The 14,828-nt window shown below is 34.0% G+C and carries 16 protein-coding genes; 13 read left to right on the forward strand and 3 right to left on the reverse strand.

Annotated elements, in window-relative coordinates; all coding sequences use genetic code 11:
• Positions 1 to 158: 158 nt before the first annotated feature.
• Positions 159 to 1,622 (reverse strand): sodium-dependent transporter, encoded by a 1,464-nt coding sequence (locus DW761_RS20425; protein ID WP_117519200.1) that lies wholly within the window; start codon positions 1,620 to 1,622, stop codon positions 159 to 161.
• A gap of 363 nt (positions 1,623 to 1,985) precedes the next feature.
• Here DW761_RS20425 and DW761_RS20430 point away from each other — a divergent pair, with 363 nt between their 5' ends.
• Positions 1,986 to 2,855 (forward strand): methionyl aminopeptidase, encoded by an 870-nt coding sequence (locus tag DW761_RS20430; protein ID WP_117456067.1) that lies wholly within the window; start codon positions 1,986 to 1,988, stop codon positions 2,853 to 2,855.
• 47 nt (positions 2,856 to 2,902) lie between these two features.
• Here DW761_RS20430 and DW761_RS20435 read toward each other — a convergent pair whose 3' ends face one another.
• Both DW761_RS20435 and DW761_RS20440 read right to left on the reverse strand, forming a co-directional pair.
• A complete protein-coding gene (locus DW761_RS20435; RefSeq protein WP_233513148.1) occupies positions 2,903 to 4,723 on the reverse strand; it encodes a glucose PTS transporter subunit IIA in 1,821 nt (606 codons plus the stop codon).
• Complete coding sequence (locus tag DW761_RS20440) at positions 4,704 to 6,170, reverse strand: glycoside hydrolase family 1 protein (RefSeq protein WP_117456071.1); 1,467 nt, start codon at positions 6,168 to 6,170, stop codon at positions 4,704 to 4,706. Before DW761_RS20440 ends, DW761_RS20435 begins: the two co-directional genes overlap by 20 nt.
• A gap of 122 nt (positions 6,171 to 6,292) precedes the next feature.
• Here DW761_RS20440 and DW761_RS20445 point away from each other — a divergent pair, with 122 nt between their 5' ends.
• The 12 genes from DW761_RS20445 (at position 6,293) to ychF (ending at position 14,754) form a co-directional block, all read left to right on the forward strand.
• Positions 6,293 to 7,303 (forward strand): AraC family transcriptional regulator, encoded by a 1,011-nt coding sequence (locus tag DW761_RS20445; RefSeq protein ID WP_117519202.1) that lies wholly within the window; start codon positions 6,293 to 6,295, stop codon positions 7,301 to 7,303.
• Positions 7,304 to 7,383: 80 nt separating this feature from the next.
• Entirely contained in the window at positions 7,384 to 7,839 is a 456-nt protein-coding gene (dtd, locus tag DW761_RS20450) for a D-aminoacyl-tRNA deacylase (protein ID WP_117519203.1), read from the forward strand.
• Between the two features lie 4 nt (positions 7,840 to 7,843).
• A complete protein-coding gene (gene folD / locus DW761_RS20455; RefSeq protein ID WP_117456077.1) occupies positions 7,844 to 8,698 on the forward strand; it encodes a bifunctional methylenetetrahydrofolate dehydrogenase/methenyltetrahydrofolate cyclohydrolase FolD in 855 nt (284 codons plus the stop codon).
• A gap of 12 nt (positions 8,699 to 8,710) precedes the next feature.
• Positions 8,711 to 8,926, forward strand: a complete 216-nt coding sequence (locus DW761_RS20460; RefSeq protein WP_117456079.1) for a DUF951 domain-containing protein — start codon at positions 8,711 to 8,713, stop codon at positions 8,924 to 8,926.
• A 326-nt stretch (positions 8,927 to 9,252) separates the two neighbouring features.
• A complete protein-coding gene (locus tag DW761_RS20465; RefSeq protein WP_117519204.1) occupies positions 9,253 to 9,873 on the forward strand; it encodes a hypothetical protein in 621 nt (206 codons plus the stop codon).
• 158 nt (positions 9,874 to 10,031) lie between these two features.
• Positions 10,032 to 10,229, forward strand: a complete 198-nt coding sequence (locus DW761_RS20470; RefSeq protein WP_117456083.1) for a helix-turn-helix transcriptional regulator — start codon at positions 10,032 to 10,034, stop codon at positions 10,227 to 10,229.
• 16 nt (positions 10,230 to 10,245) lie between these two features.
• On the forward strand, positions 10,246 to 10,677 hold the full coding sequence (locus DW761_RS20475; RefSeq protein WP_117519205.1) for a hypothetical protein: 432 nt from the start codon (positions 10,246 to 10,248) through the stop codon (positions 10,675 to 10,677).
• Between the two features lie 51 nt (positions 10,678 to 10,728).
• Positions 10,729 to 11,136 carry an NADH-quinone oxidoreductase gene (locus tag DW761_RS20480; RefSeq protein WP_117519206.1) on the forward strand — a complete coding sequence of 136 codons (408 nt, stop codon included), beginning with the start codon at positions 10,729 to 10,731 and terminating at the stop codon, positions 11,134 to 11,136.
• Between the two features lies 1 nt (position 11,137).
• Positions 11,138 to 11,707, forward strand: a complete 570-nt coding sequence (locus DW761_RS20485; protein ID WP_117519207.1) for a hypothetical protein — start codon at positions 11,138 to 11,140, stop codon at positions 11,705 to 11,707.
• The gene (locus tag DW761_RS20490; protein ID WP_117519208.1) at positions 11,700 to 12,488 is read left to right on the forward strand and encodes a MurR/RpiR family transcriptional regulator; all 789 of its coding nucleotides are present in this window, start codon (positions 11,700 to 11,702) and stop codon (positions 12,486 to 12,488) included. The genes DW761_RS20485 and DW761_RS20490 overlap by 8 nt, the downstream gene beginning before the upstream one ends.
• Positions 12,489 to 12,546: 58 nt before the next feature.
• Positions 12,547 to 13,461 carry a haloacid dehalogenase-like hydrolase gene (locus DW761_RS20495; RefSeq protein ID WP_117519209.1) on the forward strand — a complete coding sequence of 305 codons (915 nt, stop codon included), beginning with the start codon at positions 12,547 to 12,549 and terminating at the stop codon, positions 13,459 to 13,461.
• A 189-nt stretch (positions 13,462 to 13,650) separates the two neighbouring features.
• Positions 13,651 to 14,754, forward strand: coding sequence for a redox-regulated ATPase YchF (gene ychF, locus DW761_RS20500; RefSeq protein ID WP_117456095.1), 1,104 nt, complete (start codon positions 13,651 to 13,653; stop codon positions 14,752 to 14,754).
• Positions 14,755 to 14,828: the final 74 nt, after the last annotated feature.

Below are 14,828 nucleotides of genomic sequence, written 5' to 3' on the forward strand. Positions count from 1 at the left end.
AGCTATATTCCTGATTTTTGTTTTTGTCAATACCCTTAACTTATTGGCATTGGAGTAATATCTATGGTTTTTTCTTTTATGCAGTATCCTGGGTTTGTATAAATGATATGTTCATAAAAAAAGCACAGATGTATATTCATCCATGCATATTTTTTTTGTTATTGTTTCTCTATTAATTTTTTGTTTTTACGCCATGCCTGTATTGGTACATAGATGATACATATGATTAAAATCAATGGAATCAAGATACCAACAGGTATATCAAATTTATCCAGATATCCCTGTACGAAGATATATAAAACGATAATTGGTAGAATATAGGATATATAGAAACGAAGCGCTTTTGGGAATTTTAAACCTTTTCCAGTGTTTGCTTCTTCCATAAAATTATCCCATCCCCATCCATAACGAAATGTACAGAATAACAGATACATCAAAGAACCTAGTGGCAGCATATTGTTTGATACAATGAAGTCCTCTAGATCTTGTATCGTAGATTTCGCACCTAATGGTTCAATAAAACTTAATAGATTAAATCCTAGTGCACATGGTAAGGATAATACTAGAATCGCCACAAAGTTGACCATTACAGCTTTTTTTCTTGTCCATCCTAAATCCATCGCAAATGCAACGATATTTTCAAATACCGCGATAATGGTTGTCAGTGCCGCAAAAGACATAAACAGGAAGAACAAGGTTCCCCATAAACGACCGCCTGGCATTACATTAAATACATTTGGCAAAGTCACAAATACCAGTCCTGGACCACTGCCAGCATCTACATGAAATGCAAAGCATGCTGGAAAGATAATCAAACCAGCCACAAATGCTACCATTGTATCCAATACACAAACGTTGATACTTTCACCTAATAAACTGCGGTCTTTTCCAATATAGCTTCCAAAGATAGCCAGCGCACCAATACCCAGACTTAAAGTAAAGAAAGCCTGTCCCATTGCCGCAAATATCGCATCCCATAAGCCATTTTCCATCATCTTGCCAAAATCAGGTACCAGATAGAATTTTAATCCTTCCATTGCATCAGGCAATGTTACACTACGTACAACCAGTACGATCATGACGATAAACAAACAGCTCATCATATATTTACTAATTTTTTCAACACCATTTTGAAGACCTTTACTACAAACAAAGAATCCAATGATGGTAATTGCCACCATCCAGAACAGGTTTTCATAAGGACTGGATAACATATCGGAAAATCCTTGTGTGACAGCTTCACTGGTTTTTCCACTAAAATCACCACTTGCCATCTTTACACAATAATTTAACATCCATCCGCCAACGGTTGTATAAAACATCATCAACAGGTAATTACCACCCATACAAACATATTTGATTAGATGCCACTTTGTACCCTTTGGCTCCAATACATCAAATGATTTAGCGGCGGATTTCTGAGATGCCCTTCCTACAGAAAACTCCATAACCATGATCGGCAATCCTAAGATAACCAAGAATACCAAATACAGCAATACAAATGCTGCCCCTCCATATTGTCCTGTTATATAAGGAAATCTCCATACATTTCCCAGACCGACAGCACAGCCTGCCGATATCAGAATAAACCCAAGACGAGAGGAAAATTTCTCTCTTTTCATAAACTTTTTCACTCCACTCTATTCTTATTTATTTTATAGGCGCAAGTCCGTTATGTCAAATAGTTATTTTTTACTTTTTACATATTCTTCATTAAGTGTTCACATATCCTTCATAAACTGGTTGTATTATATAGGTACAGACAAAGAAATGTCTGTAATCATGGTAATGAATCATATTCCTCATTGTGGATATATGTTTTCCAAAATAATTTCATTACCTTCCCTCATCCTTTGGCTCCTGTCCCCTTGCATGGAGCCTTTTTTGTGATAGTGATTTATAATCTTTTCTAAAATCATGGTACGCTTTCTTGGAAAAAGTAAAACAGACGTGCTATACTTATGGTTGAAATGAGGTGTGTATGAATGGAAATGCATAGAAATACGCGCTGCTGGTGTGGCAGTGGAAAAAAATACAAACAATGTCATGAAAAATTCGATTTAAAGCTGGCAGAACTTGCCAGAGCTGGAAAGACGATTCCTGATCGTTCTTTAATCAAAAGTGAACAGGATATTCAGGGTATCAAAAAGAGCGCAAAAATCAACACAGGAGTATTAGATCATGTTGCGAAACATATCAAGGCTGGTATGAGCACAGATGATATTGATACACTGGTTTATGAGTATACAGTAAGCCATGGCGCAATCCCAGCACCCCTTGGCTATGAAGGATTTCCAAAGAGTGTTTGTACATCATTGAATGATGAAGTATGTCATGGTATCCCAAGTAAAGATATTATTTTAAAAGAGGGAGATATCATTAACGTGGATGTGTCTACCATCTATCATGGCTATTATAGTGATGCTTCCCGTATGTTTATGATTGGCGAAGTAAGTGAAGAAGCAAAACGTCTGGTTCAGGTCACAAAGGAATGTTTGGAAATCGGTATCAAAGCTGTACGCCCATGGGGAAATGTAGGCGATATCGGTGCAGCTATTCAGGAATATGCACATCAAAACGGATATAGTGTCGTGATTGATTTCGCAGGACATGGTGTTGGTAATGAATTCCATGAAGATCCAATTATTCCACATGTGGGAAGAAAAGGTAATGGCATGGTATTGGCACCTGGCATGGTGTTTACTATTGAACCAATGATTAATGAAGGCGACTATCATTTGTATATTGATGAAGATAATGGATGGACATCTTATACGAAAGATGGAAAACTGAGCGCACAATGGGAACACACATTGCTTGTGACGGAACATGGTATAGAGATTTTAACATATTAATGAAAAAAACAAAGACATATAGGTATGAATGTCTTTGTTTTTTGTTGTTATTGTATGGTCATACAGGCTTGTGCTTCATCAATTGTAATCGTTTGATACTGGCTGGAGTTTGTACAAATAACAGGCACTGTTGTATCATATCCGGCTGTTTGAATTTTTTTAAAGTCAACTTTTATTAATTTATCTCCTTGATTAACGTGTTGATTTAATTGTACAAACACTTCAAAAGGCTTTCCTTCAAGTTCTACTGTATCAATACCAACATGAATCAGAATTTCTTCACCTGTATCAGCTTTTAAACCAATCGCATGTTTGGTATCTGCTAATACAACGATGTTGCCACTACATGGGGCATATATGATATCATCTTCTGGAAGGACTGCAAAGCCTTTTCCCATCATACCGCTTGAGATTGTTTCATCTTTTACTTGATCAAGGGAGATGATTTTACCTTTTAATGGCGTTTTGATTGTGGACTCTTTCGCATTGCTTTGTTTGCCTTTTTTCATACCAAGGAAGAATGCTAAAAAAGCAGCAATTATGAATGTTGAAATGATACAAACGCACATGAGTAATAGATTTGTAATGGTGCCATCTGGATTTGCGTAAACAGGCAGGGATGTAATACCTGGCATAACGAAGGCAAAACATTTTGCGCCTAAAAGAGTTGTTAAAGCACCACCAATACCATTGGCAATCATTGCAGCGATTAATGGTGTTTTGTTTACTACATTCACTGTGAATAAGGCAGGTTCAGAAATACCAAGAAAAGCGGAGAAACTTGTTGTTAAGGCAGCAGCTCGCATTTTAGCATCCTTCATGTGTAAAGCAGCTCCAAAAGAGGCACCAGATTCTGCCATATTATGACAGAATGAAATTGGAAGAAGATAATCATAGCCTAGGGTTGTGATATTCGTAATTTGAATAGGAGAAGTTGATTGATGCATACCACAAAGTACAATCAATGGCATAAAGAAACCTAACAAAAATCCTGCAAATATGCCAAGTGTATCAAACATCCATACAATACCATCAGCTAAATAAATGCCACCATACGCTCCAATTGGCGCAAGAATCAAATATGTTAATGGTATAGTAATGATGAGTGCTGCTGTTGGAACAATTACCATCTTTAAAACGTTTGGAATAAATTTATCAATGAATTTATAGACAATAGAAAGCAGACCAACACCTAAAATAACTGGGAAAACAGAATCTGCATATTGGAATACTGGAACACTGAAACCTAAGAAAGTAAATGGAGAAGTTTCAGCACCAACAGCTGCAATAAAGGTTGGATACATTAAAGCACCAGCAACACAGATACCTAAAAATTCATTTACTTTGAATTTTCTAGATGAAGATATGGCAAGTAAAAATGGTAAAAAATAGAATGGAATATCTGAAATCAAATTCAGTATGACGAAAGTTCCACCATCTGTTGGAAACCAGCAAAAGCCATCAATCATGGCGATGATACCTTTTAACATACCACCAGCTACCAAAGCAGGTAAAATTGGAGAGAAAATACCTGTGATGATATCAAGAACCATATTGATATTTATTTTCTTATTAGAAGCTGGTTGGATAGTATTATCATGATTTAACAATGGTTCAATTTCGATGAAAACATCACCAACCATAGGACCAATAATGACCTGATACTGATCGTTTTTTATTTGTGTACCAAGCACACCATCTAATTGTTCAATAGCTTTCATATCGGCTAAAGCATTATCTTTTAAATTAAAGCGAAGTCTTGTGACACAATGTAATGCTGTCTGAATATTATTGCTGCCACCAAGCAATGTGATGATTTGTTTTGCTAATTCTTTATTTGACATGATCTTATCCCAATTCCTTTCCATTTGTTGCTATACATTTTTGATACCAGTAGAAACTATCTTTTTTATAACGTTTTCCACTGCCTTTGCCACCATTATCTAAATCAACATAAATGACACCATATCGTTTATCCATTGTAAGTGGACCACAAGATACTATATCTATGATTCCCCACATTGTATAACCAATTACTTCAACACCATCGATGATTGCTTCTTTCATTTGCTCAATATGTGTTTTCAAATAATCAATACGATATGGATCATGAATCTTACCATCTTTTTCTAAAACATCTCCAGTACCTAATCCATTTTCAGCAATGATGATTGGTAAGCCATAGCGATCATACATTTGATTTAAAGAAATTCTTAATCCAATTGGATCTTTCTGCCAACCCCATTCACTTGTTTCCAAATATGGATTTTTGTTCGCCATGATCAAATTACCTGCAGTTTTCTCCCATGTTTGTGAATTAGTAGAAACTTGTGAAAAATAGTATGAGAAACTAAGGAAATCCACAATACCTGCTTTTAGGATTTCATCATCCCCATCTTCGAATTGTATATCGATATCAAACATATCAAAATATCGATCCATATAGGCAGGATATACCCCTCTTGCCATAATATCTGTGTAAAACCAGTTGGAATATTGCTGATCCTGCATTGCTTGTAATGCATCTTCTGGACGACATGTAGCTGGATAAGTTTCAAATCTTGCTATCATACCGCCTATTTTTGAACCTGGCAGCATTTCATGGCATAATGCTACCGTCTTTGCATTGGCAATAAACTGATGATGCAGGCATTGAAAAATAGACTGATTCATATTTTCTTCTTCATCCTGTATTAAACAAACACCATCCCATGGAGCAAAACGACCTGCGTTAAATTCATTAAAAGGAAGCCAGTAATCAACCAAATCGCCTAGTTCTTCAAACAAAGTTTTAGCATATCTTACATAGAAGTCAATTGTCTTTCGATTTTTCCATCCACCATATTTCAATACAAGATTCACTGGGATATCATAATGCAGAATTGTCGCAAAAATCTTCATGCCATATTTTTTACATTCCTGAAACATATCTTTATAATAAGTGATACCTTCTTTATTAGGCATTTCATCATCCCCATTAGGATAAATACGTGACCAGCAGATAGAAGTTCTAAAGATTTTCATACCCAGTTCGTGAAATAAAGCAATATCTTCTTTATAATGATGATAAAAATCTATACCTCTGCGGTTAGGATAATAGGTTGTATCCATATCTTTTAAAGCCTGGTCAAATTCTGCTTTTGAAAAAGGAGAATTATGATGCTTTTCCTCAACTTGTTCATGATTCCATGCGGGATCAAGATAGCGTAAATCTTGTGTGGAGATACCTTTTCCTCCTTCTAAAAAGCCACCATCAGCTTGTGAACAAGCAATTGCGCCACCCCATAAAAAATTGTCGTCAAATCCGTTTTTCATTTCAAACTACCTCTCTTTCGTTTGAATTAGCTAATTCTTAATGATATTATAATGTTGGAAATAAGTTTTTAAAATGTCATAATATTTGACTATTTATGTCATTTTCACAGATGGAGGATTATATGAATATTCATGATCTTGAAGAGTTCTTACATTTGAATACTGCAGGAGAACGTTGGCATTTAGCTCATCCAGGAGAGTTAAGTCCTTTTTATGAAAGATTGCGACTAGATGATTATCGGGGACAGAAATGTTATTACTTTGACTTTATTAATACTTTAAAATCAGACCAGATTGGTATTATCAAAGAATCACGCTACACAACTATTCCACCCCATCATCATAAAGATATGGAATTGAATTATATCTATGAAGGAAAATGTACTTTTGTGATCAATGGAAAAGAAGTTGAAATGCATCAGGGTGATTTATGTATTTTTGACACAAATGTTGTCCATAGTGCTACCAGTTTAAAAACAGAAAAGGATATCGTCATCAATATCGTTTTTCGTAAAGAGTTTTTTAACAGCGTATTTTTAAGTAGAATGTCACAGAAGGGAATTCTTACATCCTTTTTACTGAATGCGATATCCAAAAATCGCAGGCATGATCAATATATCATTTTTAAAACACAAGAGAACTTTAAGGTACATACCCTGATTCAATATTTGTTATGTGAATATTTTGGTCCAAGTAAATGTTATCAAGAACTAATAAAAACCTATGTTTCAGCAATATTTCTAGAATTAATCAATACATTATATGATGATCAGGAAAAATTCAGCGATAATGAAAATAATCAAACGACGCTAATACCAGTATTAAATTATATTGAAGAAAACTATAATCGTTGTCACTTAGAAGATGTATCAGAAAAATTCGGATATAATCCTAATTATTTAAGCAATATGTTAAAGAAAAAAACAGGAATGTCATTTATCGAGATTAAAACGTCACAACAAATGACAGAGGGAGCTTTTCTGCTTGCTAATTCAAAACTTAATATTAATGAAATAATATATAAAGTTGGATGTAATAATGTGAATTTCTTTTATAAGAAATTTAAGTCATTTTATGGAATGACACCAAAAGAATATCGTATGAATGTAAATGAACATTACCATTTTGGATAGGAAAGATGTGAAAATCATATTTTTGATTGAGTTTCTTTATCGCTTACGGTATACTTATGTACAAAATGAGGTGAAAAGCTATGAGAGTAATTATACAAAGAGTTGCCCATGCCAGCGTAAAAGTAGATGGAGAATATATAGGGAAAATCGATCAGGGATTTATGCTGTTAGTTGGTATTACACAGACAGATACCATCGATATCGTAAAGAAAATCGCAAAGAAATGCGCAGAATTACGTGTATTTGAAGATGAAAATGGTAAAATGAATAAGGGCTTATCTGATGTGAAGGGAAAGATTCTTTCAATATCACAGTTTACACTCTATGCGGATTGTAAAAAAGGAAGAAGACCAGGCTTTGAAAGAGCCGCAAAAGGGGATGTCGCAAAGCCAATATGGGAGGCATTTAACGAAGAAATCAGGAGTTATGGATTAGAAGTAGAAACTGGAATCTTCGGTGCAGATATGAAAGTAGAATTATTAAATGATGGACCTGTCACCATTATATTAGACAGCGCAGAAATGGGATTGGAGTGATCTTATGAGTGAAGTAGTTTATGGAAGCGAAATCGCAAAGGATATTAAAGAAAATCTAAAAGTAAAAATTGATCAGTTAAAGGCAGAAGGTAAACGTATCCCAAAATTGGTTGTTGTTTTGGTTGGTGACAATCAGGCAAGCTTGTCCTATGTACGTGGAAAAGAAAAAGCATGTCAATTTGTTGGTATGGAAAATGAATTAATTACCTTGCCAGAAACCACAACACAAGAGGAATTATTATCATTGATTGAACGTTTGAATTTAGATACTGCTGTAGATGGTATTTTAGTACAATTGCCATTACCAGCACATATCAAAGAAAAGGATATCATTCATGCCATTGATCCTAATAAGGATGTGGATGGATTCCATCCTTGTAATGTGGGTAAATTAATGTTGAATGAAGAAACATTTGTATCTTGTACACCGAAAGGTATTATTCGTATCTTAGAAACGATTGGATATGATGATTTAAGTGGAAAACGTGCTGTTGTAGTTGGCCGCAGTAATATTGTGGGAAAACCGATTGCACAGTTATTGTTGAATAAAAATGCGACAGTGACAATTTGTCATTCACGTACACAGGATATCGAAAATGTTTGTAAAGAAGCTGATATCCTTATTGCGGCAATTGGTAAAGCTAAATATATCAATCGTAACTGGGTAAAAGAAGGCGCCGTTGTGATTGATGTTGGAATTAATCGTGATGAAAATAATAAAATGTGTGGAGATGTTGATTTTGAGGATGTAAAGGAAGTATGTAGCTATATTACACCAGTGCCAAAAGGTGTAGGTCCAATGACCATCGCAATGCTTCTGGAAAATACATTACAGTCTTATCATAAAAGAGAGGGATAAAGGAGGGATATTATGCCAATCCAGGATTATGATTTAAACGACATCGTGGAAATGAAAAAAGAACATCCATGTCATAAATCGAAGTATTGGAAAATTATCAGAATGGGTGCGGATATTCGTATCAAGTGCCTGGGATGTGGGACAAGCGTGCTATTCCCACGTGTACAGTTTGAAAAAAAATTAAAACGTATTATAGAAAAGGCTCCAAAAGAGGAACCAAAAGAATAAATATTATAGGAACCATGTAAAGTGGTTCTTTTTTAATCTAAATGTATCATGCGCAAATATAATAGAATAAAATAATGTTTTTTATATTTGATTTGGTTATAATGATAAATGTAAGACAAAGTTAATTGTGAAAGGCAAGAAAGGAGTGATAAAATGTTACAAAGAGGTGTATCATATTACGATATTTGGAAAATTGTGGATAAGTATTTTCCAGTTTATGTGGAAAAAATATTTTAGAAGGTTGTGATGATCAAACGATATTATGTAGATCAAATCCTTTTGATTATTTAAATCGTAACCATTTCATTAGGTCGGTTATCATAGATTTGCAAAGAAAAGGAAAATTTGACTATGATGATTTTGATGAAAAATTATGGGCTTTACTTAATGATTTTATAGCATGTGATAATTGGAGAACGGATTCACTTTTTAAGTATTTGATCAACAGTTTATTTTCCCCAATAAGGGATTCTTATGCTTATGATATTTTTCAAAAATTTATCAAAAATCATCAATTATCAAATTATGAGGAAGTGTTTATGCTTCACGATTATCACGAATATACATTTGATAAACGTTATTCAATTGACTATTTTGATTTGAATATGTTTTTCCTACAATACTATCCAGAGTATGCTTCATATTATAAAAAATTTGCAATGCAATATTATGGAGATGATACAAATTCAGATTTCATTTATTATGGAATATTTCGCTTGATTTTTCAACAAAACGACTATGATTTTGAATACAAAAGGTTTATAGATTTTCTGAGTGATTTAATTAAACTTCCAACATCAGGTGGCATATCACCACTAGGGATGATGATGTATGGATGCAATGGTGTTGTGCCAAAGTTATTTATGAAGCGTATAATCTCTGAAGATGAAAAAAATATGATTTATCATTTGCTGGGTATTGAAGAAAGGATAAGTTATAAACGATAAGCTTAAAAAACGCAGGATATAGGATAACAGAGTCTGTAATTTCATTTGATTACAGACTTTTTCATATACAAATAATCAAAATTACAAGATAAAAAGTAATATATACTTGACATTATGTCATGATAGTATTAATATGTAATCAGAAAGAAGGCGATGGAATGGCGAAAAATCTAAAATTAAAGTCGGCAAGGGCAGCACTTGATTTGACACAACAAGAGTTGGCTGAAAAAGTCGGTGTCACCCGGCAGACGATGAATGCGATTGAAAAAGGCGATTATAATCCAAGTATTAAATTATGCATCGCCATATGTAAAGTATTGAATAAAACCCTAGATGAATTATTTTGGGAAGAATAGAGAGGAGTCTTGAAAGATGAAAAACAATTTTGACGAACGCCAGCTTCAAATCAGAGGCGATATATTTAAACATGCATGTATATTATTTATTATATTTCTTACCCTGGATGTCATATACAGCTCATTGCTGGATGGTGCCCATGTATTTGGTACAATTACTGGTGGAGTGATTATTATAATGACAATTGCATTAGCTTCTATAGAAATGATAAAAAAAGAAGTTTATGTGGATATGTTGAATCAGCAAAATAAAATCGCCATATTGATGGGAGCTGCAGGAAGTATCGCTTTAATATGTAATGTGATAAGTATTATAAGAGAAAAAAAGCCAATGATTCTACAACATGAAATTCAGGCAAGCTATGGTATGTTATTTATAGATGTATGCATCATACTTATATGTGTTGTATTTTACATTCATGAAAGTAAAACAAAAGAATGTGAATAGATAAAAGAGTACAAACAAAAGCAGTATCATTATGAAAAGGAGTGGAAAACTATGGATGAATTTGATGAAAGACAAGTATTATTAAGAGGAAAAATTGCTGTACAAACAGTGATTGTGACAGTGGTAATGTTGCTGGCTGCCGCATTTATCACAGATTTTGGTATTTATGATATTGAAAAAGAAATTGGATTTTCTGATTTTATGATTATTGCATCATGCTTTATCATTACATTTATCTCTGTGAATTCAATATTAAGAGGTGCTTATTTTGGCTTATTATCAAGAGATCGAGAAAAGATGATACGTTATATCTTTACAGCGTTGGCAGTGGTGGAAATAGGACTTTCTATATTTGATATCATACGGGGAGAATCATTATCACCAGTTTCCATTATGTCTATTATTATGATGGCTTCTATATCAGTGTGTCTGTGGATGAAACGCAAAGAGGTGGCATAACGTGAATCGCAAAAACGATTTATGGGTGTATAAATGTATGATAGGAGTACAACTTCTATATATGATGATTGCTATCATTTGGGGGATCTATGTGATTTGTAGAGAAGATGTGTGGCTGTTTCCAAAAGTATTGATTATATGCGTATTACTATTAGGTATATGGATGATACGATTGCGTTTAAGAGATATGAAGGTCATCTTATCCAATGCTGTGATGATTGATGAACCTAATAAAAAGATGTTTTCATTTATGATGGGCATTAGCATGCTTATATTGATTTTGGCTATTTTACGATTTGATGAAAACGGCTATTCGCTGATTGTATCCTCCATACCACTTGTAGTACTTAGTTATGATACACCTGTATGTGCGATGATGAATGACCAATTATATTTTGATAGTCATTGGTATTCATTTTTGGATATACGTGATATTTACTTTGACCAAAGAAAAAAATATACAACAGTGATATTTTATACGGATAGAAATCGCTATGGCGCAAAGTTTCATACAGATGGCTTAGCACATTTAAAACAAGTGTTTGATCAGAAAGGATTAACATATGAATAACGCATATATACGATTGATGATATTCTTATATACCGCTGAGAAATCCACAGTTGATTTTGAAATCGCAATGGTATTGTTGAAAAACTACAACCGCTTTCCTGATATATTGATCGAAGATATCGCAAAACTTGCGAATACAACACCTGCTTCTGTGACTAAATTCTGTCATAAATTAAAATATAAAAATTTTAAAGAATTAAGAAATGATTGTTATAGTTATGAAGATCATCGCTATATTGACGATCAGCTTCAAATTGCAGAAACAGATTATCAGAAAGCATGTGAGCATTATCTAGAAAACGAACAAAAAAATCTTTCCTTTTATATGCAGTATCATGATGAACAAATGATATTTGAAATCGCAAAAAAGATGCAGAAAGAAAAGGAAATCAGTGTGATTTATACGCCTTATAGTTATATCTGTGTACATGTACTAAGAAGTTTTTTAGAACCTTATGGGATACAGGTACATGGAATTATGCGGGATTTAGATGAAGATTTTATGGAAACACGTTTACAGGATACGGCTTTATTCTGGGTTATCAATTTACAGGGAGAATGGATCAATGCACATAAAGACTGGCTGTTGAAACAAAAAGCCAAAGGGAAAGAACTTGCGATTATTACTGCTACATATGATGATGGTTTTAAAGAATTAACACCATATATTTTCCCATTTCAATTCCGTGATACGATATTAGATACCGCAATGCAGATATCCTGCCTATTTGTGAAAATTGCATTTGCATTCGCAAATTTTACAAAAATGGAAAAAAGCTAATCATCCAAATGAGAAAATTCCTGTTATACTGAAATCATGAAAGAGGAGGTATAGCAAGATGAAAAGATTTTTAGATTGTAATTTTTCTGATATGGAGGCAATGAACAAGCAAGAGTTGTTGGAGTCATTAGAAGCAAGCGAAGGAAGAGTATTGATTGCGGAGTGCTCATTATGTAATGAAAGCCTGTTGTCACCAATGACGAATGCGGAAATCAGCGCAGCATTTGGCGCAGATATTCTGTTGTTGAACATGTTTGATGTCAATCATCCTAAAATTGATGGGATCACTGGTGTAGAGGATAAAGATGTTATCCGTGAATTAAAATGTTTAACTGGACGTTTAATTGGTGTGAACCTGGAACCAATTGATAAAAGTGAACAGACAATCGGGGAAATTAAAACCATTTGTGAAGGACGTCAGGCAAGTGTAGAAGCAGCTTTAAAAGCAAAAGAACTTGGTATTGATTTTATCTTATTGACAGGTAATCCGGGTACTGGAGTGTCAAATCAAACAATTGTGGAAAATCTGAAAAAGATGAAAGAAGTTGTTGGGGATGATATTGTTTTAATGGCAGGTAAAATGCATGCCGCTGGTTCTAAAAAAGAAGCTGGTGAAAATATCATCACAAAAGAAGTTATCAAAGATTTTGTGGAAGCAGGTGCAGATGTTATCTTGATTCCTGCGCCAGGAACAGTGCCTGGTATCACATTGGAATATGTGAAAGAAATGATTGCTTATGCTCATTCCTTAGATGTAATGACACTAACATCTATTGGAACATCACAAGAAGGTTCTGAAGATTCTACTATTCGTGATATCGCATTGATGTGTAAAATGTGTGGAACAGATCTTCACCATATCGGTGATGCCGGCTGGGCACCTGTTGTACCTGATGGCATTATGGCTTATAGTATTGCGATTCGTGGAAAACGTCACACTTACGCAAGAATGGCAAGATCAATTAACCGATAAGAAAAAATGGCATTTGTCCGGTATGGATGAATGCCATTTATCCTTTGAAGCAAGAAGGATTATAAAAAAAGTTAAATATTATTGAAGATATTGTGATAAATCAATTGGAAAGCTACATAATCCATGAAAATAACCTTGCATAACAACGAAAAAAAAGATAGAATGATATGGCGAGAGGAATGATAAAATATGCCATTAACAGCAGGAATCGTTGGACTTCCAAACGTAGGAAAGTCTACATTATTTAACGCAATCACAAAAAGTCAGGTAGAAGCAGCAAATTATCCATTTGCCACAATACAGCCAAACGTTGGTGTGGTAGAAGTACCAGATCATCGAATTGATCGTTTAGTAGAATTATTTCATCCTAAAAAAACGATTTATACAACTTTTGAATTTACAGACATTGCCGGTCTTGTAAAAGGGGCAAGTAAAGGAGAAGGTTTAGGGAATCAGTTCTTAAGCAATATCCGTTTAACTGATGCCATTTGTCATGTAGTACGTTGTTTTGAAGATGATGATATTACACATGTAGAAGGAAATGTGGATCCTATCCGTGATATTGAAATCATTAATCTAGAATTGATCATGGCAGACCTTCAGACAATTGACAATCGTTTAAGCAAAGTAGAACGTAAAGCTTTGACAAATAAAGATAAAGACAGCGTGAAAGAAGTTGCAGTTTTAAAAAAATTAAAAGAAGCATTAGAAGCTGGAAAGGCCGCAAGAACAGTTGATCTTGAAAAAGAAGAACTGGATATTGTGAAAGCATTCAGTTTATTAACATTAAAGCCAATGATTTATATCGCTAATATGTCTGATGTGGAAATTGCGGAACCAGAAAGCAATGAATATTATCAGAAAGTAAAAGCATACGCAGAAAGTGAACATAATGAAGTTGTTCCTGTATGTGCAAAAATTGAAGAAGAATTAAGTGGTCTGGATAAAGAAGAAAAGAATGAATTTTTACAAGAATTAGGTATTCCAGAAAGCGGCTTGGATAAGGTGATTAAAACAGCTTATCGTATCCTTGATTTATGCACATTCTTAACAGCAGGAGAAGATGAGTGTCGTGCATGGACATTCAAAAAAGGTATGTTGGCTCCACAATGTGCAGGTGTTATCCATACAGATTTTGAAAAAGGTTTTATCCGTGCAGAATGCTACAAGTTTGAAGATATTGATGAACTGGGTAGTGAGCTTGCGGTAAAAGAAGCAGGAAAATTACATCTTGAAGGTAAAGAATATGAAGTTCAGGATGGCGATGTATTGCATTTCAGATTTAATGTATAGAAAGTGCGAAAGCACTTTTTCTTTTGCGAAAAGTAATGATTTATTTTAAGATTTCAGAAAAAAATATAAGAATT

Source organism: Absiella sp. AM29-15 (assembly GCF_003434225.1).
Classification (GTDB): domain Bacteria; phylum Bacillota_I; class Bacilli_A; order Erysipelotrichales; family Erysipelotrichaceae; genus Hoskinsella; species Hoskinsella hominis.